At 61.1% G+C, this 20543-nt stretch carries 20 protein-coding genes and 4 tRNA genes; 7 read left to right on the top strand and 17 right to left on the bottom strand.

The window, feature by feature from the left end; translation table 11 throughout:
* Positions 1–140 precede the first annotated feature (140 nt).
* On the bottom strand, positions 141–1673 hold the full coding sequence (locus tag AC2VNO_RS17375; protein WP_486935310.1) for an NCS2 family permease: 1533 nt from the start codon (positions 1671–1673) through the stop codon (positions 141–143).
* 151 nt (positions 1674–1824) lie between these two features.
* On the opposite strand from AC2VNO_RS17375, the gene AC2VNO_RS17370 reads away from it, so the two are divergent.
* On the top strand, positions 1825–2583 hold the full coding sequence (locus AC2VNO_RS17370) for a Crp/Fnr family transcriptional regulator (protein WP_486935309.1): 759 nt from the start codon (positions 1825–1827) through the stop codon (positions 2581–2583).
* A 43-nt stretch (positions 2584–2626) separates the two neighbouring features.
* Here AC2VNO_RS17370 and AC2VNO_RS17365 read toward each other — a convergent pair whose 3' ends face one another.
* From AC2VNO_RS17365 to cfa, 4 genes are all read right to left on the bottom strand, one after another.
* Positions 2627–3814 (bottom strand): amino acid aminotransferase, encoded by a 1188-nt coding sequence (locus tag AC2VNO_RS17365; RefSeq protein WP_486935308.1) that lies wholly within the window; start codon positions 3812–3814, stop codon positions 2627–2629.
* Positions 3815–4153: a 4a-hydroxytetrahydrobiopterin dehydratase gene (locus tag AC2VNO_RS17360; protein ID WP_486935311.1), complete on the bottom strand. Its 339-nt coding sequence runs from the start codon at positions 4151–4153 to the stop codon at positions 3815–3817.
* Between the two features lie 14 nt (positions 4154–4167).
* Positions 4168–5076 carry a GGDEF domain-containing protein gene (locus AC2VNO_RS17355; RefSeq protein WP_486935307.1) on the bottom strand — a complete coding sequence of 303 codons (909 nt, stop codon included), beginning with the start codon at positions 5074–5076 and terminating at the stop codon, positions 4168–4170.
* Positions 5077–5303: 227 nt separating this feature from the next.
* On the bottom strand, positions 5304–6455 hold the full coding sequence (gene cfa / locus AC2VNO_RS17350) for a cyclopropane fatty acyl phospholipid synthase (RefSeq protein WP_486935306.1): 1152 nt from the start codon (positions 6453–6455) through the stop codon (positions 5304–5306).
* Positions 6456–6650: 195 nt separating this feature from the next.
* On the opposite strand from cfa, the gene pyrF reads away from it, so the two are divergent.
* On the top strand, positions 6651–7355 hold the full coding sequence (gene pyrF, locus AC2VNO_RS17345) for an orotidine-5'-phosphate decarboxylase (protein WP_486935305.1): 705 nt from the start codon (positions 6651–6653) through the stop codon (positions 7353–7355).
* 21 nt (positions 7356–7376) lie between these two features.
* Here the strand turns inward: pyrF and lapB are convergent, their stop codons facing one another.
* The 3 genes from lapB to AC2VNO_RS17330 are packed head-to-tail and all read right to left on the bottom strand — an operon-like array spanning position 7377 to position 9194.
* Positions 7377–8564, bottom strand: a complete 1188-nt coding sequence (lapB, locus tag AC2VNO_RS17340; RefSeq protein ID WP_486935304.1) for a lipopolysaccharide assembly protein LapB — start codon at positions 8562–8564, stop codon at positions 7377–7379.
* On the bottom strand, positions 8565–8870 hold the full coding sequence (locus tag AC2VNO_RS17335; RefSeq protein ID WP_486935303.1) for a LapA family protein: 306 nt from the start codon (positions 8868–8870) through the stop codon (positions 8565–8567). It abuts the gene before it with no gap.
* 27 nt (positions 8871–8897) lie between these two features.
* Positions 8898–9194 carry an integration host factor subunit beta gene (locus AC2VNO_RS17330; protein ID WP_086508802.1) on the bottom strand — a complete coding sequence of 99 codons (297 nt, stop codon included), beginning with the start codon at positions 9192–9194 and terminating at the stop codon, positions 8898–8900.
* Between the two features lie 202 nt (positions 9195–9396).
* Between AC2VNO_RS17330 and AC2VNO_RS17325 the strand changes: the two genes are divergently transcribed.
* Together AC2VNO_RS17325 and AC2VNO_RS17320 are read left to right on the top strand one after the other, a co-directional pair.
* A complete protein-coding gene (locus tag AC2VNO_RS17325) occupies positions 9397–9690 on the top strand; it encodes an FAD assembly factor SdhE (RefSeq protein ID WP_228574315.1) in 294 nt (97 codons plus the stop codon).
* On the top strand, positions 9650–10042 hold the full coding sequence (locus AC2VNO_RS17320) for a hypothetical protein (protein ID WP_486935302.1): 393 nt from the start codon (positions 9650–9652) through the stop codon (positions 10040–10042). The genes AC2VNO_RS17325 and AC2VNO_RS17320 overlap by 41 nt, the downstream gene beginning before the upstream one ends.
* A 20-nt stretch (positions 10043–10062) precedes the next feature.
* Here AC2VNO_RS17320 and nadB read toward each other — a convergent pair whose 3' ends face one another.
* From nadB to uvrY, 7 genes are all read right to left on the bottom strand, one after another.
* Positions 10063–11658 carry an L-aspartate oxidase gene (gene nadB / locus AC2VNO_RS17315; protein WP_486935301.1) on the bottom strand — a complete coding sequence of 532 codons (1596 nt, stop codon included), beginning with the start codon at positions 11656–11658 and terminating at the stop codon, positions 10063–10065.
* Positions 11659–11746: 88 nt separating this feature from the next.
* A tRNA-Leu gene (locus AC2VNO_RS17310) sits at positions 11747–11833 on the bottom strand.
* Positions 11834–11872: 39 nt separating this feature from the next.
* Positions 11873–11946 (bottom strand) — tRNA-Cys (locus tag AC2VNO_RS17305).
* Positions 11947–12047: 101 nt separating this feature from the next.
* Positions 12048–12122, bottom strand: a tRNA-Gly gene (locus tag AC2VNO_RS17300).
* A gap of 71 nt (positions 12123–12193) precedes the next feature.
* On the bottom strand, positions 12194–12742 hold the full coding sequence (gene pgsA, locus AC2VNO_RS17295) for a CDP-diacylglycerol--glycerol-3-phosphate 3-phosphatidyltransferase (RefSeq protein WP_486935300.1): 549 nt from the start codon (positions 12740–12742) through the stop codon (positions 12194–12196).
* 67 nt (positions 12743–12809) lie between these two features.
* Entirely contained in the window at positions 12810–14624 is a 1815-nt protein-coding gene (gene uvrC, locus AC2VNO_RS17290) for an excinuclease ABC subunit UvrC (RefSeq protein ID WP_486935299.1), read from the bottom strand.
* Positions 14625–14671: 47 nt separating this feature from the next.
* A complete protein-coding gene (uvrY, locus tag AC2VNO_RS17285; protein ID WP_228574305.1) occupies positions 14672–15322 on the bottom strand; it encodes a UvrY/SirA/GacA family response regulator transcription factor in 651 nt (216 codons plus the stop codon).
* A gap of 251 nt (positions 15323–15573) precedes the next feature.
* Between uvrY and AC2VNO_RS17280 the strand changes: the two genes are divergently transcribed.
* Positions 15574–15649: transfer RNA gene (locus AC2VNO_RS17280), tRNA-Ala, on the top strand.
* A gap of 362 nt (positions 15650–16011) precedes the next feature.
* On the opposite strand, the gene AC2VNO_RS17275 is transcribed toward AC2VNO_RS17280, so the two are convergent.
* Positions 16012–16194 carry a hypothetical protein gene (locus AC2VNO_RS17275; RefSeq protein WP_486935298.1) on the bottom strand — a complete coding sequence of 61 codons (183 nt, stop codon included), beginning with the start codon at positions 16192–16194 and terminating at the stop codon, positions 16012–16014.
* Between the two features lie 244 nt (positions 16195–16438).
* Here AC2VNO_RS17275 and AC2VNO_RS17270 point away from each other — a divergent pair, with 244 nt between their 5' ends.
* Entirely contained in the window at positions 16439–17401 is a 963-nt protein-coding gene (locus tag AC2VNO_RS17270; RefSeq protein WP_486935297.1) for an SDR family oxidoreductase, read from the top strand.
* 85 nt (positions 17402–17486) lie between these two features.
* Positions 17487–18920, top strand: coding sequence for an amidase (locus AC2VNO_RS17265; protein ID WP_486935296.1), 1434 nt, complete (start codon positions 17487–17489; stop codon positions 18918–18920).
* Positions 18921–18939: 19 nt separating this feature from the next.
* On the opposite strand, the gene AC2VNO_RS17260 is transcribed toward AC2VNO_RS17265, so the two are convergent.
* Positions 18940–20543 (bottom strand): putative bifunctional diguanylate cyclase/phosphodiesterase (locus tag AC2VNO_RS17260; RefSeq protein WP_486935295.1); only part of this gene is annotated, 1604 nt, incomplete at its 5' end.

Below are 20543 nucleotides of genomic sequence, written 5' to 3'. Positions count from 1 at the left end.
CCGTGAAATAAGTCTCACCAGCCGCGAGCCATCGATCCAAGCGAATTTGATGTCCCGCGCGCTGAGTGAAGACCTTGCTAGAAACGCCCCTGTCCCACCGGACTGGGCCTTTGCGATTCTGTACCTCGAGGAATGGGGCCTCAGTCGGCAGGAGGCGGAGCTTGCACAGGCCGCGAGCTTGCTGTGCGCGGGGCGGCAAGCCGTTCCTGCTGCCAGGCGAAGTAGAGGAACAGCACCCCCATCACCAGGTAGCCCAGAGTGAAGTCCCAGGCGGCGTTGAAGGCCATTTGGGGCGCATGCATCAGGCCGACGAAGGAGAAGGCGGCCGCCACCCCGGCAAACGCCGCGGCGCGGCGGAACTGGTGGTCGATGACCGAGACCGTCATGGCACCGATGAGAATGGCCATGAACATGGCCCCCTGACCTAGCGGCACGATACCGGACGATATACCTGCAACCGTTTCTCCCGCCGCGTTGTTGAAACGCGTCATGAGGTAGTTGGCGAAGTAGGGCAGCATGGCGAGGGCAACGGCAGGGTAATAGCGGGTGTCATTGCTCTGAAAGGCAGTGGCGATCATCGACATTCCTACGAACACCAGAATAGGGGCCACTACGGAGACCGGAATGATGGCCGCCAGTGCGGCTATCAAGCCGAACATGGTGGCCAGTGCGTAGACCGCCCCATTGAGGATGCTGTAGCCTCTACCCGCTCCCATCCACTTGGCGCCCACCGTGGCAATGTACACGGTCGTGGGAAAGACGCCGCCAAACAGGGCGCCCAGCATAGTGCCTGCCCCATCCACGGCCTGACACTCACGCACGTCATACTTGTCGCCAGCGGCCTCCATCGCTTCGACGTTGTTCATTGTCTCGATGGCGTTGTACAGCGTGATCGGCAGCACGACCGTCAGCACCGCCAGCATGCCGGTGAACAGCAGCCCTAGGCCTTCGAGCCAAGCCATGTTCGGCAGCAGCGGGTAGAACCCCAGGTGGGTGAAAGCATCGCTGAAACGCTCGCCGCCGGCATCGCCAATCAGGTATGCCATGGCGGTACCGATGACGATGGCAAACAGTGAGGTGGGCAGGCGAAACGGCATGGCGACGCGAGCTACCAGGCCGACGATGATGATCGCCAGCACCAGTAGTCCGATCACCGGCATTTCGAGGCTCTTGAACAGCATTTCGCCGGCAATGAAGGTGAGGGCGACACCTGCCACGGCGCCGAGCATCGCAGCACGCGGAAGGTGATACTGCACCCAGCGACCGATCAGACTGACGGCGGCCTCGATGGCACCGCTGATGAAGCAGGCGGCCACCGCGACCTTCCAGGCCAGCTCGGCATCACCAGTCAACTGCTTGGCTGGCAGCAGGACCCCGAAGAGAAAGACGAACATCACAGGGGTCGAGATGCCGTAGGAGAGTGCCGTGACGTCGGTACGGTTTTCCTTGCGTGCCAGGCGGGCCGCGCTCCAGGCATAATAGAAATTGCCCACCATTACGGCGACGGCAGCACCGGGAAGTACCTGACCGAAGACGATGGAAGCGGGGAACCCCATGCCAAGCATGGTGATGGCAATAATGACGAAGTTGGCGATGTTGTTCTGGAACAGGGCGAAGAAGGCATCGGTGTCCTCCTTCTTGTACCACGGGTAGTGCACAGGGGAAGCCGCCATGATGAGCCTCTTGTGTTGGGTTTGTATACAAGGCAGGTCCAGTGTGACTTCGGCTTGACTGATTGGTCAAGACTGCCTTTGTCGCATGCTGATCAGACCGTTTCAGCAGCGTTTAATGTAAACTTTCGTTTCTTATCGAAAGGAGTTAGCGATGAGCTCACATGAGAGCTGTATCGTCCGCCACTTCAGTTTCTTCAGTGCGCTATCGGACGAGGACAAGGCGTTACTGGCAGAGCTGGAGGATGGTGCCACGCCAGTGAGAGCCGGCACCGTGCTGTGGGAGGAGCATGCGGATGCTCACGAGTTCTGTACTCTGAAGGCGGGCTGGGCCTTCTCTTATCGCAACCTTGAAAACGGTACCCGGCAGATCCTGGATATCTATCTGCCGGGTGACATCATCGGTCTGCGTGAGTTTGCCTTCTCACAGCGTCTGGCAGGCGTACAGATGGTGGAGGATGGTGAGGTCTGCTTCTTTCCCCACTGCAACCTCACGGCCATTTTCCGCAAATCCTACATGCTGACATCCATTCTGTTCGCCATCGCCAGCCGCCAGCAGGTGATACTCACCGAGCGTATGGTCAACCTGGCACGCCGCAGCGCGCGCCAGAAGGTGGCCCACTTCCTGCTCGAGATGTGCCAGCGACTCAGGCAGACCGAGGCCAACGGAAGCGAGAGTTTACGCTTACCGCTGTCTCAAGAGGTATTGGCGGATCTGCTTGGGCTTAGTCCGGTACACGTCAGTCGCACCTTCTCCTCGCTGAGCGAGGATGGTTTGGTGTTTCGCGACCGTCATGTCATAACCATGCCGGACTCGCAGGCATTGAAAGAGGAGGCAGGGTTCGACGATCGCTATCTGATCGAGAACATCCGCCCCCTCTTCGATGACGCTGAAGCCTGGACACTGAGTTGACTCCGCCAGCCCCGGCCAGCGGCCGGGGCAGTAACGCAGACGTCTAGTTGACTGCCGCGATGGCCTTGGCCAGGTAGGGCAGGTTCTCATGCGAGAAACCGGCTACGTTGGCGCGGCCTGAACGCACCATGTAGATGCCGAACTCGTCACGCAGGCGGTCGACCTGCTCGGGCTTGAGCCCCGTATAGGAGAACATGCCGCGCTGTTCGGCCACGCAAGCATATTTCTGATCGAGGCCGTAAGGCTTGAGGGATTCGACGAAGTCGCGCCGCAGGGTATTGATGCGATCGCGCATTTCGGTGAGTTCCTCGCGCCAGATGGCAGCCAGCTCGGCCGAGTGGAGGATCTCGCTGACGATGGCGCCACCGTGGGCCGGCGGATTGGAGTAGTTCTCGCGCGCCACGATGGCAACCTGAGAGCGTACGTTCTCCATCTGCTCGTTGTTCTTCGCCACCATGATCAGGCAGCCCGTGCGCTCACAGTAGATGCCGAAGTTCTTCGAGCACGAACTGGTGATGATCACCTCGTCGAGGTTCTCGGCCATCAATCGCACGCCATAGGCGTCTTCGTCGAGGCCTTCACCGAAGCCCTGGTAAGCGAAGTCGATGAGCGGGAGCAGGCTGCGCTCGCGTACCACTTCGAGAATCTGCTGCCACTGCGTGCGGTCGAGATCGAAGCCGGTGGGGTTGTGGCAACAGGCGTGCAGCACGATGACGTCGCCGGCGGGAATCTGCTTGACCGCCGACAGCATTCCCTCGAAATCGAGGCGATTTTCGGCATCGACATAAGGATACTTGTGCAGTTCGATGCCGGCAGCAGTGAAGATGCCGTGATGGTTCGGCCAAGTGGGATCGCTGACCCAGATCCCCTTGCCCGGAAGTTGGGCGCTGATGAAGTCGGCAGCCAGCCTCAGTGCACCGGTGCCGCCCGGGGCCTGGGTGGCGCTGGCACGCTTGGCGGCGAGTACGGGCGATGCTTCGCCAAGTACCATGGGTAGCACCACTTCGCCGTACTGCGGAGCCCCGTGGGAGCCGATGTAGGTCTTGGTGGTTTCGTTCTTGAGCAGCAGGGCCTCGGCTTCCTTGACGGCTCGCATCACCGGGGTGTTGCCTTGGGCGTCTTTGTAGACACCCACGCCGAGATCGACCTTCTGAGGATTGGTGTCCTTCTTGAAGGCTTCGATCAGGCCGAGGATGGCGTCCCCGGGGACCCGCTCAATATGTTCGAACATTTATTTCGCTACCTCGTCGGTTCTAGCGGCAAGTATGAAGTCGTTGCGATGCAGGCCATTGATCTTGTGGGTCCACCAGTTCACGGTGACCCTGCCCCATTCGGTGAGCAGGGTGGGGTGGTGGCCCGCTGCCTCGGCGATTTCTCCCACGCGATTGGTGAAGGCCAAGGCCTGGCGAAAATCGGTGAAGCTGAAGGCCCGCTCCAGTTGCATGATGCCATTGCGCTCGACAATCTGCCACTCGGGAACCTCTGGCTTGAACAGCCTGATTTCGGCTTCCGAGGCCGTGGGGGCTTGGTGGCGGCAGGCTTCACAGGGCTGTCGAGATAGCTTCAAGATGGCTCCTCCTTCGTTCACCTGACCACTCGATTGCGCCCCTGGTTCTTGGCCGCGTAGAGGCTGCGGTCGGCTCTGTCGATCAAGGTGTCTCGCGGTTCGCCCAAGCGATACTCGGCGAGACCGATGCTGGCCGTGAGCTGCCCTGAAGCGATGCCGAAATCGTAGTCGGCTATTGCACAGCGCAGGCGCTCGGCCAAAGGGTAGCTGGCGACCATCGGTGTCAAGGGTAGCACCACGGCGAACTCTTCGCCGCCTAGCCGTCCGATGACGTCCTCGTCGCGCAACAGCTCGTGGCAGAGGGTGGCGAACTCGGTCAGGACCTGGTCGCCTTGAAGGTGCCCCCAGGTGTCGTTGACGCGCTTGAAGTGGTCCAGGTCAATCAGCATCAGCGATAGCGGGCTGGCATGCCGGTTGCACTTGGCGATCTCCTCATCCAGGCGCTTCATCAAGCGTCGTCGGTTGGCCAGGCCGGTCAAATCATCGGTATCCGAGAGCTTGCGCAGTCTCGCCTCTTCGGCCATCTGCTCGGTGATGTCGATCATGAGACCGTGCCAGAGCACGCCGGTGGCCGATTCTTCCGGTTGAGCGCGCAGCGCGACCCAGCGGCTACGACGGTTCGACAGGCGCAGGCGAAACTTGGTGGCAATAGGAACCCCCCAACGTGCCGAGCGCTCTATGGCAGCCATCACGCGCGGGTAGTCCTCCTTGTCCAGGCGGTCGAGCATGTGTCGAGCGTCCTGGTTCAGGTCTTTTCGGTCGACACCAGAGAGGCCGGTACCGCTTCCGGCCAGGTAGGGGAAGTGCATGTGACCGTTATGGTCACGATGAAACTGAAATATGACGCCAGGCAGACGGTCGGCGAAGTCGCGCATACCGATTGGCTCGTTCAGACCCCCACCCGTCATGGCGTTGTTTTCAGTCATGCGGGTGTCCCTTCATACCCTGCTATGTGCAGGTGCAAACGACTGTTTGGTGTAACGGCTCAGGGAAGTGGCTCGGAAGCGCAGGTTTGATGAAAGCGTCTGCCACTGGGAGAGCCGTTTTGACGAGGGCCTAATATACGATGTAACAGTGAGTAAAGCATCTGTTAGTGGTCGTACGAAATTTGCTACATAGCGTGTAAGCCCGCTACTACAACATCTCGCTGTGCTCATCGGAAGGCGTCGTAGCGACTGACTCGGCCACGCGAGAATACCACCTGCCAGAGCTGCAGATCCCTGGCTCGGAAGGCACCGGCACATACCGATAAGTAGTAGCGGAACATGCGCTTCAAGCGCTGACTGTAGCGATCGGACAGCTCGTGCCAATGGGCCTCGAGGTTGTCACGCCAGGCCATAAGCGTCCTGTCATAGTCCGGGCCGAAGTTGTGCCAATCCTCCAGCAACAGCAGGTCTTCGCTGGCATCGGCGATGTGACGTGCCGAGGGCAAAACTCCATTGGGAAAGATGTAGCGGTCGATCCAGGGGTCGACAGTGATCTCCGAACCGTTCGAACCGATGGTGTGTAGCAGAAAAAGTCCATCGTCTCCCAGCAGGCTCTCCACCGTCTTGAAGAAGGTGGCATAGTTGCGATGACCGACATGCTCGAACATGCCGATGGAGACGATGCGATCGTAGCGTCCGGTCAGCTCGCGATAGTCTTTCAACTCTATCTCCACTGGCAGGCCGGCACATCGCTTACCGGCCAGTTCCGCCTGCTTGCGCGAGATGGTGATGCCGGTGACGGATACGCCGTGCCGCCGCGCTGCATACTCGGCAAAGCTGCCCCAGCCACAGCCGATATCCAATACGTGCATGCCAGGGATTAATTCGAGCTTGCGGCAGGCCAGCTCGAGCTTCGCAAGTTGAGCGGCATGGAGCGTCTCGGCTTCCTTCCAGTAACCGCAGGAGTAACACATGGTGGGGTCGAGCATGCGCTCGAAGAGATCGTTTCCCAAGTCGTAGTGGACCTCGCCCACCATGTAGGCGCGGGCTTTGCTCTGCAGATTGAGTAGCCCCGCCTGCAGGCGGTACAAGATACGGTCGGGGGCAGGGCGAGCCCGTTCGCCGAGGCCATGCCGTAGTAGGCAGCAGGCTAGCTCGTCGATGCTTTCGCACTCCCACCAGCCATCCATGTAGGATTCACCCAATCCCAGGGAGCCTTGGCGCAGAATGCGTGAGCAGAAGTCCGGATGGTAGATCTGCGGGTCCCAAGGCGAATCGCCGTTCAGGATTATGCCCGAGCCATCCAGCAGAGCGCTCAAGACGCGTTGAGCTCGGCTGTCGGGTAGTGCGATCGGGCCCATGCGCTGTTCTATCGTCATGGCGTCCTCCCGGTACATGAATTCAGGGGTTGGATGTTTTATTCCCTGAATCACCGTGCGAGAAGTACCGCACGAACACGGTGGCGTGCTTTTGAGAAGAGCATAGTTCATAAGATAGTCCACGTTACAAAGAGCGGTTAACCGGCCGTGGGCTGGTATAATTGCCCCTCTACCCTGTTGTCGGAGCTCATTGACGTGTCCTGTGACTCACCGCTGATCATCGCCCTGGACCATCCCTCTCTGCATACTGCGCTGTGCCTGGCCGACCAGCTCGACCCTGGGCGCTGCCGACTCAAGGTCGGCAAGGAGCTGTTCACGCGCAGCGGACCGGAGATCGTCGAGGCGCTGCACGGCCGTGGCTTCCAGGTTTTTCTCGATCTCAAGTTCCACGACATACCCAATACCGTTGCCGGGGCAGTGCAAGCCGCCGCCGAGCAGGGGGTTTGGATGGTCAACGTGCATGCCAGCGGCGGGCGGCGGATGATGGAGGCGGCACGCGAACGGTTGGAGCGCCACAATCTCAAGACGCGCCTTATCGCCGTTACGGTGTTGACCAGTATGTCGGCGGAGGATCTCGTTGAAGTGGGTATCGACGCCCCGACGGAGCAGCATGTGGAGCGCTTGGCTCAGCTGACCCGGGAGTGCGGCCTGGATGGCGTGGTCTGTTCGGCTCAGGAATCGCGCCGGCTGCGCCAGTTGTGCGGAGACGACTTCCTCAAGGTGACACCCGGCATCAGGCCTGCCAGTGCCGAGCATGGCGATCAGCGTCGCGTCATGACACCGGCCGAAGCCATGACGGCGGGCAGCACGCATCTGGTGATCGGCAGGCCGGTGACCCAGGCGGACGATCCCATGGCGGCATTGACGGCCATCGAGCGGGAGTTGGCCAGCCGCGTTTGAAGGGATGAGGCGACCGGCAGTCTACTCGCCCTCGATACCGGTAATGGGGCGAGTGGACCCCCAACTGCGGCAGCTAGGGCATTGCCAGTGCATGGGCTGGCCGGCGAATCCGCAGCGCTGGCAGCGGTGACGCGGACGTGCCGTCAGTAGGGTATGGGTGTGTTGCTTGAGTAGCTGCAGGCGATTGTCGGGTGCGCCGCGCTCTTGCTGCTGCTGCTGATAGAGGTCCAGCAGGTAATCGAGTGCGCCCAGGCTGGGGGCGCGGTTGAGCTGCTCGCTGACGAGGTCGATAGCCACTTGAAGGCCGAGCCGCCGACGCTGCGTTTGCGCCAGCAGAATGATCAAGCTGGTGATATGGGCGCGTTCCAGCAGTTGTTCCAGGCACTCCACCAGGCCGGCTTCGTCGTCGAGCATGCGGTAGGCATGCTGAAGCGGCTCCAGGATGGTCGGCATCATGTCCGGATCCTGGTCGGGAATTCGCATGAGAAAGCGAATGGCCTCGCGGTAGTGACCGGTATCCTGGGCCAGTGCAGATAACAGCAGATTTGCCCGTACGCAGCGGGGGTCGATGGACAGCGCCCGTCTGAGATGTTTGCGCGCCAGGCCCGGACTGGCGGAACGCCGCTCCTCGTCGGCCATCTCGCAGAGCCAGTGGGCGGCTGCCCGCCGAATGTCGTCGTGCTGCTTGACCAGGCTCGGGTAGGCGACATCGAAGGCGGCCTGCCATTCGCCTTCTCGGTCGAAGAGATCGGCAAGCAGGCGCTTGGCGGCATGTCGAATATCGTCGTGATTGGAGTCGCGAACAAGCGGCTGGAGTAGCCTTTCGCTGCGATCGAACAGGCCGAGCTGGAGGAAGTCGCGAGAGAGTTCTAGTTGAACCTGGTCGCTTTGCATGGCGGTAAGAGTGGGGCGTGCCAGAAGATTCTGATGGATCTTGACCGCACGGTCGGCCTCTCCCCGGGTGCGAAAGAGGTTGCCCAGGGTGATGTGGGTGTCGACGGTTTCGCTGTTCACTTCGAGCGTGCCGACAAAGGTTTCGATGGCACGATCGGGCTGCTCGTTGAGCAGGTAGTTCAGGCCGACGAAGTAATCCCGTGACAGCGTATTCGGGGGCGCGGGATCGCGGCTACCCTGGCGCTCACGTCGGCCTAGCCACCAGCCAATGGCAACGGCGGCCACCAGCAGGACAAGCAGCAGGGCATCGGGCATCTAGGGCAGTTCCTTGAGCTCCTGAACGCGAAGCCGGTCGAGTTCCTTGCGCTGTTGGCGATTCAGCCGTTCGGCGCGTGAGAGTGCGGTGCGCAGCCTTAGCCAGACGCCTGTCATCGCCAGCATGCCCAGCACCACGCCGCAGACAAGTGCCGCCAGCAACCAGACCGAGAGCGATACTGCCGGCAGTTCCAGCCAGATCAAGTTGAGCGGTACCGTCTGCTGGTTATTGACGGCGAAAAGGATGCCGACCAGCAGTACCGCCAGCAGGATGATGGCCAGAATCAGGCCTTTGAGCCAACGCATGAGTCTTTCCCTTGTGACTGACGAAGATTAATAGCCGAGGGCGCGGCTGGCATTTACCTGCTCGCGAAGCTCCTTGCCAGGCTTGAAGTGTGGCACGAACTTGCCCTCCAGCGCGACCGGCTCGCCGGTCTTGGGGTTACGACCGACTCGCGGTTCCCGATAATGCAGGGAAAAGCTGCCAAATCCCCGGATCTCGACCCGTCCACCTTCGGCCAAGGTGTCGGTGATGTCATCAAGGATCAAGCGAACCGCAGATTCGACTTCCTTGATCGAAAGCTCAGGCTGACGCATGGCGATCTGTTCGATCAATTCGGATTTGGTCATCGGGTCATCTCTCCAGGCGATTCCCGGTCCGGTGGGACCTGGGCGGCTTCTTATTCTATTGTCAGCATACTGGTCAAATCGTGATAAAACAACGCACTACGACCATGGTCAAGGAAATTGCGCAAAGCGGGGGCAGACGCTGCCTGAATCCGATAGCTCCGGTATACTGGTCCGTCATTCATTCAGACCACCGAGGCCGACGTTGAGCGAAGCGAATACTCCCGATGCCGCAGCCCTGCGCAAGCGGCTCTACTGGCACTCTCGGCGTGGAATGTGGGAACTCGACCTGCTGTTGATCCCTTTCCTGGAGCACTGCTACGACCAGCTCGGCGACCAGGACCAGGCCGCTTATCGAGCGCTGATCGAGGGCGAGGATCAGGATCTCTTTGCCTGGCTGATGCAGCGAGAAACACCCGAGCCCCAGTACCAGCGAATCGTGAGCTTGATTCAGCAGCATGCCGAGAACGCCGACAACGATTCACGTCGCCCCGTCTAGGCTGGCCTGGTGCTGCCAGAGCCTGCTGGCATTACTGGCCAGCGGGCTGGCGCTTTACTACGGGCCGGGCTGGCTCGCTGGGCCGGCATTGGTGTGGCTGTTGCCGTTGGCCTGGTGGCTCTGGCAGGGGCAGGCGCAGGGTAAGCTGCACCTGCATCCGCTACTGGAGGGTGGCTGGCGTTGGTCATGGCAGCCTGTGGGGGCTGAGGAGGCGGTGCCGGTCAAGCTGACCTGCGCTTATCTGGGCCCCTGGCTAGTCGCTCTTGAGCTGGATGGGCGCAGGCTCTGGCTGTGGCCCGACAGCGCACCACGCGACGCCTTGCGTCAGCTGCGCCGGGCTCTGGTTCGCTGAGGTGCTCGTGCCGGCCGCACTCAGGGCAGGTCGAGAAGGTGCAGTCGGGAAGGCAGCGCCGGCAGTCCGGTCAGGGTGTGGCTGGGACAGTCCGGGTTGTAATGCAGACCCCGGGATTCGCGACGCAGGCTTGCCGCCAGGACGGTGAGGCGAGCCAGGCGCAAGGCATGCCATAGGCTTGCGAGTGCCGCGCTGGGTGTTGCATCGTCGATGACGATACGCACCTCTTTCATCAGCGCGTCGAGCTCGCCGGCGGCGATATCGAGACCCGCGTCGCGGCGTACGATCGCCACGTGACGGCTCATGATCTCACGCATGGTCAGGCGCCATTGCTGAATGCGCTGAGTCTCTACCTGTTTGTCACCGTGGGCCGGGGTTGGCAGCGGCGCCGAGCCGAGAGCTTTCTTTCTCTCCAGCCTGGCGGCGCAGCTGCGAGCATAGACCAGGCACTCCAGCAGAGAATTGCTGGCCATGCGGTTGGCGCCATGCAGTCCGGTACAGGCGACTTCTCCGATAGCATAAAGATTCGGCACGCTGGAACTGCCGTCTAGGTCGGTGGTTATGCCCCCGCAGCTGTAGTGGGCGGCGGGCACTACGGGAATCGGTTGGCGCGTAATGTCCAAGCCTCGGCCGAGGCAGTGGGCATGGATAGTCGGGAAGTGATGCAGAATCGCCGCTTCACCCAGATGCGACACATCCAGCCATACATGGGGAGAGCCGGTACGCTGCATCTCGGCATCGATGGCGCGTGCGACGATGTCCCGCGGCGCCAGTTCGGCACGTTCATCGAGTTCGGGCATGAAGCGGCGGCCATCGGTGCTGTAGAGCCTTCCTCCTTCGCCGCGAACCGCTTCGCTGATCAGGAAGGGTGGGCCTTCAGGATCGTGGAGGCAGGTGGGGTGGAACTGCTGGAACTCGAGATTCATCAGCTCGGCGCCCAGCTCGGCCGCCATCATCATCCCTTCACCACTGGCCGGGTGGGGGCTCGTGGTATGACGGTAGATGCCGCTGGCCCCCCCAGTGGCCAATACCGTGTCGTCTGCCACGAGCTCCAGCACCTGACCCTGCGCATCCAGGCAGCGTGCCCCGCGACAGCGCTTCTCGGCGTCTGCCAACAAGCCGATGGCCACCAGGTCGTCCCGGATGGTAATCGCGCCATGTGCTTGTACGTGGCGCTTCAGCGTGTCCAGTACGGCTCGGCCTGTGGCGTCCTCGGCATGGATGATGCGCCGTGCACCATGGCCGCCTTCGCGGGTCAGATGGTAGGGATAGCTGGCCGATGGGCTCTCATCGCGTGTGAAGGGGACGCCGAGAGACAATAGCCACTGAATGGCGCCGGGCCCCTGTTCGACGGTGAAGCGCACGGCTCGCTCGTCGCATAGGCCGTCGCCTGCCACCAGGGTGTCAGCTACGTGGGCATCGAAGTCATCTTGAGGAGAAAGTACTGCGGCAATGCCGCCCTGGGCCCAGCGGCTGGCACCCTGGTCGTCACTGGCTGGACGTACGAGTGTGACGCGGCGTGTCTTTGCGACATGCAGGGCGAAAGTCAGGCCGGCAACGCCGCCGCCGATGACCAGAACGTCGTGTTCGCTACGCGCCAGTATGCTAGGGGGCATGCGGATTCTCGCTGAAGCCTGTTGCAGCAGCCAGCATGCCGTAAAGGTGTCCGGCTGGATAGGGTAGCGAGAGGGATAGCGAAGAGTCTGGTGCCCGGAGCCGGGCTCGAACCGGCACGGTGTTGCCACCGAGAGATTTTAAGTCTCTTGCGTCTACCAATTTCGCCATCCGGGCGGCACGGTTTCGAGCAGGCAGCTGAAAGGGGTCAAGAAATGGAGGCTGGAGTCGGAATCGAACCGGCGTACACGGAGTTGCAGTCCGCTGCATAACCACTCTGCCATCCAGCCTCATGGAGTCGTCGTGGCGGGGAGAGAACGATCGGACCGGCGAACCGGCTGACGACACTCTCGATACCGCCTCTCCTGGGATTACTGGTCCTCAAGAGATTTGGAGCGGGAAAGGAGATTCGAACTCCCGACCCTCGCCTTGGCAAGGCGATGCTCTACCACTGAGCTATTCCCGCTTGACTCGAGTGCGAATTATACGGATAAGCCGGTTAGTGTCAATCACTTGTTGGTGTTTGCAGGCCATCCACTACATGGCACGGGCCAAGTGGGGCCAGGCCGCCCGAAGGTACATCACCATGGACCAGAGCGTCATGATGGCGGCTGCATGCAGTGTCACCACACCCAACAGGGAAAGCTGGGTTCCTGGTGGAAATGCCAGTAGCAACAGCAGCGCGATCATCTGCAGCGTGGTCTTGAACTTGCCCAGCCAGGAAACGGCTACGCTACCGCGCTTGCCCATCTCGGCCATCCACTCGCGCAACGCCGAGATGACGATTTCGCGGCCGATGATCACCAGAGCCGGCAGGGTCAGCCAGATGGTGTCGAAGCGCTCGATGAGCAGGGCCAGCGCCACGGCCACCATCAATTTGTCGGCCACCGGATCGAGGAATGCACCGAACGGGGTGGACTGGTCCCAGAGACGCGCCAGGTAGCCGTCGAGCCAATCGGTCACCGAAGCCAGGGCGAACAGGCCGGCCGCTACCGGCATGCTCCATGAGTATGGAAGGTAGAAGAACACCACCAGCAGCGGGATGAAGGCGATTCTGGCCAGCGTCAGGATGTTGGGGATGTTCATCGACGAGAAGTCCTTGCCCATGGTCAGGAGTGCTGAAGTGCGCTCATTCTATCTGTACCCGGCGACATCATCCATGCAGGGAGCGATGAATCGTCTCGGCCAGCGCTGCGCTGATGCCGGGAACCCGTGCAAGTTCCTCGCGGCTGGCCTGCTTGACCCCCTGTAGACCGCCGAAAAACCTCAGAAGCTCACGCCGTCGCTTGGGCCCGATGCCGGCAATCCCTTCCAGTGCGGAGCTGCGACGCGCCTTGTCGCGGCGATTGCGATGGCCGGTAATGGCGAAGCGGTGGGCTTCGTCGCGCACATGCTGAATCAGATGCAGGGCGGGGGACGAGGTCGGCAGGTCAAGCGTGCGGTCTACGGTCTCGATGAACAGTGTCTCGAGGCCGGCCTTGCGCGTCGTGCCCTTCGCCACGCCGAGCAGGCGGATGCCGCTCACTCTCAGCTCGGCCAGGACTTCGCGGGCCAGATTGAGCTGCCCCTTGCCGCCGTCAAGCAGCAAGATGTCCGGGGCCACCCCTTCCCCTTCGGAGAGACGGCGAAAGCGTCGGCCAAGCGCCTGGCGCATGGCGGCATAATCGTCACCTGCGGTTTCGCCTTCGATATTGAAGCGTCGATAGTCCGATTTGCGCGGCCCGTTGCGATCGAAAACCACACAGGAGGCGACGGTCGCCTCGCCATGGCTGTGGCTGATATCGAAGCACTCCAGCCGCTCCGGAGGAGACTCGAGACCCAGGGCGCTCTTCAGCGAATCGAAGCGCCGCTCGAGTTCGCCCTGACTGGCCAGCCGACTGCCGAGCTGTTGCTCGACATTGGTTCGTGCCAGTTCCAACCATTGGCTGCGGTGGCCCCGTACCTTGTGGGTTACGCGTACACGTCGTTCGGCACGGCTACTCAGTGCGGCTTGCAGAATCTCGCCATCCGGTAGCGGCAGACTGGTGATCACTTCACGGGGGATCTCGCGCCCTTGGCCGAGATAGTACTGACTGACGAATTCGCCCAGCAGGTCGGCCGCCTCGAGCCCGAGGCCGTTATCCGGTGCATGATGGCGAGCGCCCAGCAGCCGGCCCTGACGAACCGCCAGCACCGAAATGCACAGCACGCCCTCGCCCTCGGCAAGAGCGAAGATGTCGGCGTCGCCGCCGTCGGTGTCGACGAACTGACGATGCTGCAGCTGACGAAGATGCTGGATCTGATCGCGCAGCAGGGCTGCATCCTCGAACGCCAAGCTGCGGCTGGCGGTTTCCATTGCGGCGGTCAGCTCTTCCGTAACCTTTTCGCTGCGCCCCTCGAGGCACATCACGGCATGCTCGACGTCTCGGCGGTAATCGGCTTCGCTGATATAGCCCACGCATGGCGCGCTGCAACGTTGAATCTGATACTGCAGGCAGGGGCGGGTGCGGTGTGAGAAAACGCTGTCTTCGCAGTTGCGTATGCGAAAGATCTTCTGCATCAGCGAAAGGCTCTCGCGAACCGCACCGCTGCTGGGGTAAGGGCCGAGATAGCGGCCGTCTTCATGACGTCGGCGTGCGCGTTTGTATTCGAGCGCAGGGTAGGGGTGGCGGTCGCTGACGAAAACGAAGGGATAGGATTTGTCGTCGCGCAGCAAGATGTTGTAGGGCGGACGCAGCTCCTTGATGAGCGTCTGCTCGAGCAGCAGAGCCTCGATTTCGCTGCGTGTGACCGTTACCTGGACATCCGCTATGCGCGACACCATGGCCTGCGTCTTGGTGTTCAGCGCACCGCGAAAGTAGCTGGCCAAGCGTGCTTTCAAGCGCTTGGCCTTGCCTACGTAGAGCGTATCACCGCGATCGTCCAGCATGCGGTAGATGCCCGGCGACTGAGTGAGATTGGCGAGGAACTGACGTGAATCGAAGCTCATGGCGACCTGGCGAAAAGACGTGCCGCCATAGCTTATCAGAAGCCTTCTCAGTTGGCGGTGGTATCGAACCCTTCGACCAGCCCGTGTTTCAGCCCCAGGTGCGTCAATTCAACGTCGGTCTGAACGCCAAGCTTCTCGAAAATGCGGTAGCGGTATGTGTTGACGGTCTTGGGGCTGAGGAAGAGTCGGTCGGAAATCTCCGAGACCCGCTGACAGTTGACGATCATCATGGCCACCTGGAGCTCTCGCTGCGAAAGCTGATCGAACGGGTTCTCTTCCGAGTCGAAGCGTGACAGAACCAGGCGCTGGGCGATATCCGGACTGATGTAGCGATGTCCGGCGAAGACGCTGCGTATGGCCTCGACCATGTCCACCACTTGGGTGTCCTTGCTGATGAACCCGCCGGCACCGGCTTCCAGCATGCGCTGGGCAAAGTTGTCTTCCATGAAACCTGTCAGTGCCAGTATGCGCACGTCAGCACTGTTACGCATTATCTTGCGCGTGGCTTCGAGCCCGCCAATACCGGGCATGCGAAGGTCCATCAGCACCACGTCCGGTTCAAGCTTGCGGCACTGGGTAATGGCCTCTTCGCCGCTGGCGGCTTCGCCTACGACATCGATGTCTTCTTCGTTTTCCAGCAGGCGAGCGAGACTGGTTCGGACCAGGTGATGGTCATCGACAATAAGCACCTTGATCAATCTGACATTCCTCGTCATTACGGCAGCAGGCGGCACCATCGGGTGTGCCGCAGGCTTGTATCGGATTCCGTGCTATCGGGTGAACCCAGGCTGTTATGGGCAAGCTTGCCACACTCGCCAGGCTAGGGAAATTGAATGGGCATCCCAATACCTTATTATCTCTCAACGCAGAGTCAATCCTGACTTCAGCTATTGACGAGGATGGGTAGGGCGAGTAACATTCGCCTCGTTCTCGCAAGGCGAGTACGTGTGGGGCCTTAGCTCAGCTGGGAGAGCGCAACACTGGCAGTGTTGAGGTCAGCGGTTCGATCCCGCTAGGCTCCACCAACAAGTTTCAAAGAATCAGCCGCTTGGCGCATTGCGCCAAGCGGCTTTTTCGTGTGCCTGAAGCATTGCACCTTGTCGAAGCCTGCAAAAGGCCGCCGGTGGTTAGGCCTGGCGCGATTGGCCGAAAGCGCTCACCTGGTGGCCCGGAGGGGCTTTCGCTAGTTGCGAGGGCCGCCGGGATGTCGACTTGGACCTGTGCCGGGTTGATGTTTTTTTGGCGCTTTCCCGCGCAAGCCGCGCAAGGCATTTTTTGCCTTGGTACGGTTCGCTGGCTTTCTCAGCCAGTTGAAGACGGCCAACAATATCCATTTCCTCATACAGACCTCCCTGCCTGGTTGTGAGAATGAAACCGCCGTGGCCCGTTACACGTCACGTTCGTCATTGGGGCGCCGCGAGGCGCTATAGTGGCTCATGCCAGGTCTGCGCTCGTCATCAGGGTGGGCGATACGATGCCAACCCTCCTTCAGTTTTTCCGCGGCCAGCTTGCGATTCTCGGGTTTGCGCAGCCAATAGGCGCCGGCTGCCAGCAAGAGTAGACGTAACATACGATCTCCTTATCGTCCAAATACCGCCTAGGTAAGGGTAGTCCTTTCTTCCATATCATGCGGTGCGTCAGGACCGGCCAAGGTTTGGCTACACCTCGCGGAAACGCAATGTTACAAAACCGACCCCTATTCGCTGAGCCTCCTTTCCCTGATCCGACTACGTTGGAAGCAGGATAAAAGTCTGCGTCCGTTAACGTCGGATGCCGCAGACCCAGGAAGGTTCACTACCAGGGAGGTAACGAAAGTGCATTCACAGGACTTACGCAACGCCATCGTCGTTCTGACGGGGGCCTCCAGCGGTATCGGCAGGGCGACGGCCTATGAGTTCGCTCGCAGCGGGGCAGCGCTGTTTCTCGCCGCACGCGACCGTCATGCGCTTCATGACGTTGCCGAAACATGCCACCGCCTGGGAGGGCAGGCGCGTATCGTCGTCGCCGATGTCAGCAAGTCGGAAGACATGGAAAATCTGGCCCAGGGGGTCATCGCTACTGCAGGTCGCATCGATGTCTGGGTCAATAACGCGGGAATCGGTGCCCTCGGGCCCTTCGAGGAGGTGCCGCTCGAGTCGCACGAGCAGGTGGTCCAGACGGACCTGTTGGGCGGATTGCGCGGAGCTCACGCCGTGCTGCCTCATTTCAAGCGCCAGGGCCGGGGCATTCTGATCAATAATATTTCCTTGGGCGGCTGGGCCCCGCAACCCTATGCAGCCTCCTACAGCGCCGCCAAGTTTGGGCTAAGGGCTTTTGCCGCAAGCCTGCGGGGGGAGCTGTGGCGCTGGCCCGATCTGCATGTCTGCAATGTCTATCCTTCGGTCATGGATACCCCGGGGTTTCGCGATGGCGGCAACTACACCGGTCGCAGGTTGAAGCCGGTGCCGCCAGTCTACGACCCAAGGCGCACCGCGAAGGCTATCGTCAGCCTGGCCAGGCGCCCTCGGCATAGCGTCTATGTCGGACTCCCTGCCGTAATGTCGCTCCTCGCTCAGTTCGTGCCCGGCTACAGTCTGATCAATGCCAGGCTGGTCGATTACTCACTGCGCCGTGCCCGGCCAATGCCGACGTCATCAGGAAATCTGTTCGGCCCACCCAGCGGAGAGCGACGCATCGACGGCCACTACCGCTCGTCGCGCATACGGCTAGGTGTGCTGGCGGCGGCTTCTGCCGCCACGGCGCTGGTGGTGGCCGGCTGGTTGGCACGGAAGCGTTGAGCTGAACCACCTGCGTCGCATGGTTGCGCTTGCAGCGCTTTTTTTCCCACAATCATTCTGTCTCACTGGAAAAAAGGAGGTTCTCGTGAGCGATACCGATCTGGGTACCATGGACGCAGGGCAGCTGAGTCAGCTTTTCGAAACCGGCAAGGCATCGCCGCTGGAGGCGACGCGGGCTGCGCTAGAGCGCATCGACCGTTTCAATGATGTCGTCAATGCCTACGTGCTGGTCGACGGGGAAGGAGCGGAAGCGGCTGCCGAGGCTGCTACCAGGCGCTGGCACGAGGGCCGTCCGCTGAGCCCCATCGACGGAATTCCCGTTTCGCTCAAGGATCTGACCGAATCTTGCGGCCTGCCTGCGCGCAAGGGCTCTTTGGCAGTGCCGGATACCCCTTGCGAACAGGATGCTCCGCCGGCTCGCATGTTACGCGAGGCGGGCGCGGTGATTCTGGGCAAGACCAATACGCCGGAGTACGGCTGGAAGGCAATTACCGATAACCGTGTATTTGGAGCCACGGCAAATCCTTGGGACACGCGGCTTACCCCCGGTGGCTCGTCAGGTGGTGCCGCAGTCGCGGCGGCACTCAATATGGGCGTTCTGCACCAGGGCGGTGACTCAGGGGGCTCGATCCGTATTCCTGCTTCTTTTACCGGTGTGTACGGCTTCAAGCCTACCTTTGGCTGGGTGCCGGAATGGCCGCGTGCCAAGGAGGCCTCTCTTTCCCATTTGGGCCCACTGACGCGCACGGTCGCCGATGCCGCGCGCATGCTCAATGTCATTGGCCGCTATGACTATCGTGACCCTTACGCATTGCGCGGGCAGCCCGAAGACTGGGGGGAGGGGCTCGGGAAGGGGGTCGAGGGCATGCGCATCGCCTTTTCACCGACGCTGGGTTATGCCAGGGTGGAGCCGGAAGTCGCTGAATGCGTGCGCCAGGCAGCGCGTCGGCTCGAATCGCTAGGTGCCGAGGTGGAGGAGATCGACCCAGGTTTCGAACTGCCGATACGTATCTTCAATACGCTGTGGTTCACTGCTTCGCTTGCCATGTACCGTGAGCATAGTGAGCGTCAGCGGCGGTTACTCGACCCTGGGCTGGTGGCGGATGCCAGGCGAGCGGAACAGCTCACAGCGCTCGACATGTTTTACGCGCTCAAGGATAGAGCTCGGCTGACGGAGCGTCTCGAACACTTCAACCAGCGCTATCATCTGGTCATGACACCTTCAGTCGCCGTGCGTCCCTTCCCTCTCAATAACGATGTCCCCCCCGGCAGCGGCATGCGCGACTGGGAGGAGTGGGCGCCGTTCTCCTACCCCTTCAACCTCAGCCAACAGCCGGCTGCCTCCATCCCGTGTGGCTTCACGCCCGACGGGTTGCCGGTGGGTTTTCAACTGGCGGGTGGAAAACATGACGATGTAAGAGTGCTGCGAGTCAGCCAGGCATACCTGGAAGCCTATCCGCCCACATTTCCCCACACCCTGGATCAAGCGCTAGATGGCGAGGAGCGCCGGTTCGGCTGACGCGTAGGAGGTCATTCCGTCAGGCATCGTGTGGCTGATGCTCGATCAGCCACTGCGCCAAGGCTTCCGGGGCCAAGGGCGGACAGTAAAGATCTCCTTGCGCGAGGCGTGCCGAGGTGCCTTCCAGGGAGTTCGCCATGGCTTCATCGTCGATGTTGACGATAACCGGTTCGATATTCAGGGCGTTGAGCATGCGACACGAGGCCTCAACCAAGCGTCTCCCGTCGCGATGGGCTCCAGCCAGTCGAGCATTGACGCTGGCCTTGTGGAAGGGTAGTCGAGATAGCCAGGCCATATCGATGGGGCTGCTACCCAGCTCTTCCACAGCCAGACGAATGCCAAGCTTCTCCAAACGCTTGAACATGTGGATAGCCATGTCCAGATCGCCGCCCAGCCCCTGCGCGGGAACCTTCAGGGTCAGCCACTCGTAGGAAGTAATGTCCTGATGACGCAGGAAGTGATCCAGCGGCCGTCGATCGAAAGTGTCATGTGCCAGGTGAGACTCGCATAGGTGAATGGCAACTGGAAGCTTCCCCAGCAGCGAGTCGACTTCCTGCCAGAGTCGATGGTCGGCGATCACCGTTTGAATCACCCAGCGGTTGAGGCGTACACCCAGCCCCAGGCGGGCAATTACCTCGAGGTAATCCCCCGGCGACTGCTGCCAGCGATTGGGCTCCTTCCAGCGCAGCACGGCTTCCAAGCCAGTGCACTGAAGGGTGCTGCGGTCGAATTCCGGCTGGTAATGCAGCACAAGATGGCTCTCCGGCATGTGGATGGCCTCACTGAGCAAGCCCTCCAGTCGATGCTTCTCCTTGAGTCGTGAGGTCAGCCTATGATCGACGAAGGCCAGTCGCCCAGGACCCTTCTTGCGGGCGATGAACATAGCACTGCGGGCGGCCTGAATCAGCGTCTCCACGTCCTCGGCATCGCCGGGGTAGAGCGCTATACCAATGGAAGCCGTCATGAGCAGGTAGCGGTCGCCTTGGGTGAAGGGGGGCTCCAGAGCCTCCTGTAGGCGCTCCGCCACGAGTTGAGCCGCTTCGGCGTTGCCCTCCTTTTCGAGCAATACGACGAACTGATCGCTGCCCAGGCGAGCCAGGGTATCCTTGCTGCGGACTTCCTGCTGCAGGCGCTGAGCGATTTCGCCCAGCATGCGATCTCCTTCGCTATGGCCTACGGCATCGTTGACCGTCTTGAAGTGGTCGATATCGATGAACAGAAGGGCAAGCATGGTATCGGAGCGCTCGGCCTGGGCGAGGGCGTGGTCAAGCCTATCGCGTAGCAGCAGCCAATTGGGCAGGCCGGTCATCGGGTCGACGTGGATCCAGTGCCGATCCTCCAGCAGACCGCCGCGTGGAGCAGTGAAGAGCACGAAGGTGTAGACGTGGCCATAGGCTTTTCTCTGCTCATCGAGCAAGGCGTCGGCCATCATCAGAACGGGGACCGATTCGCCGTCACTCTGACGACATAACACCTCCTGTTGCCATGAGTGTGGTGTGCTGGGTGCACCGTCAGCCTTGCTGGGCAACCTAGAAAGCGCGCGCAGTGAAACGAAGAAGTGCTCGATCGGCCAGCCTGTCGTTTCGGCCCTTTCGCTGCCTGCGATACGACAGAAGGCGTCAT

The organism is Halomonas sp. TH-94 (assembly GCF_057473365.1).
Note: the sequence above shows the minus strand (reverse complement) of the source record. Positions and strands in the feature narration are given on the sequence as shown.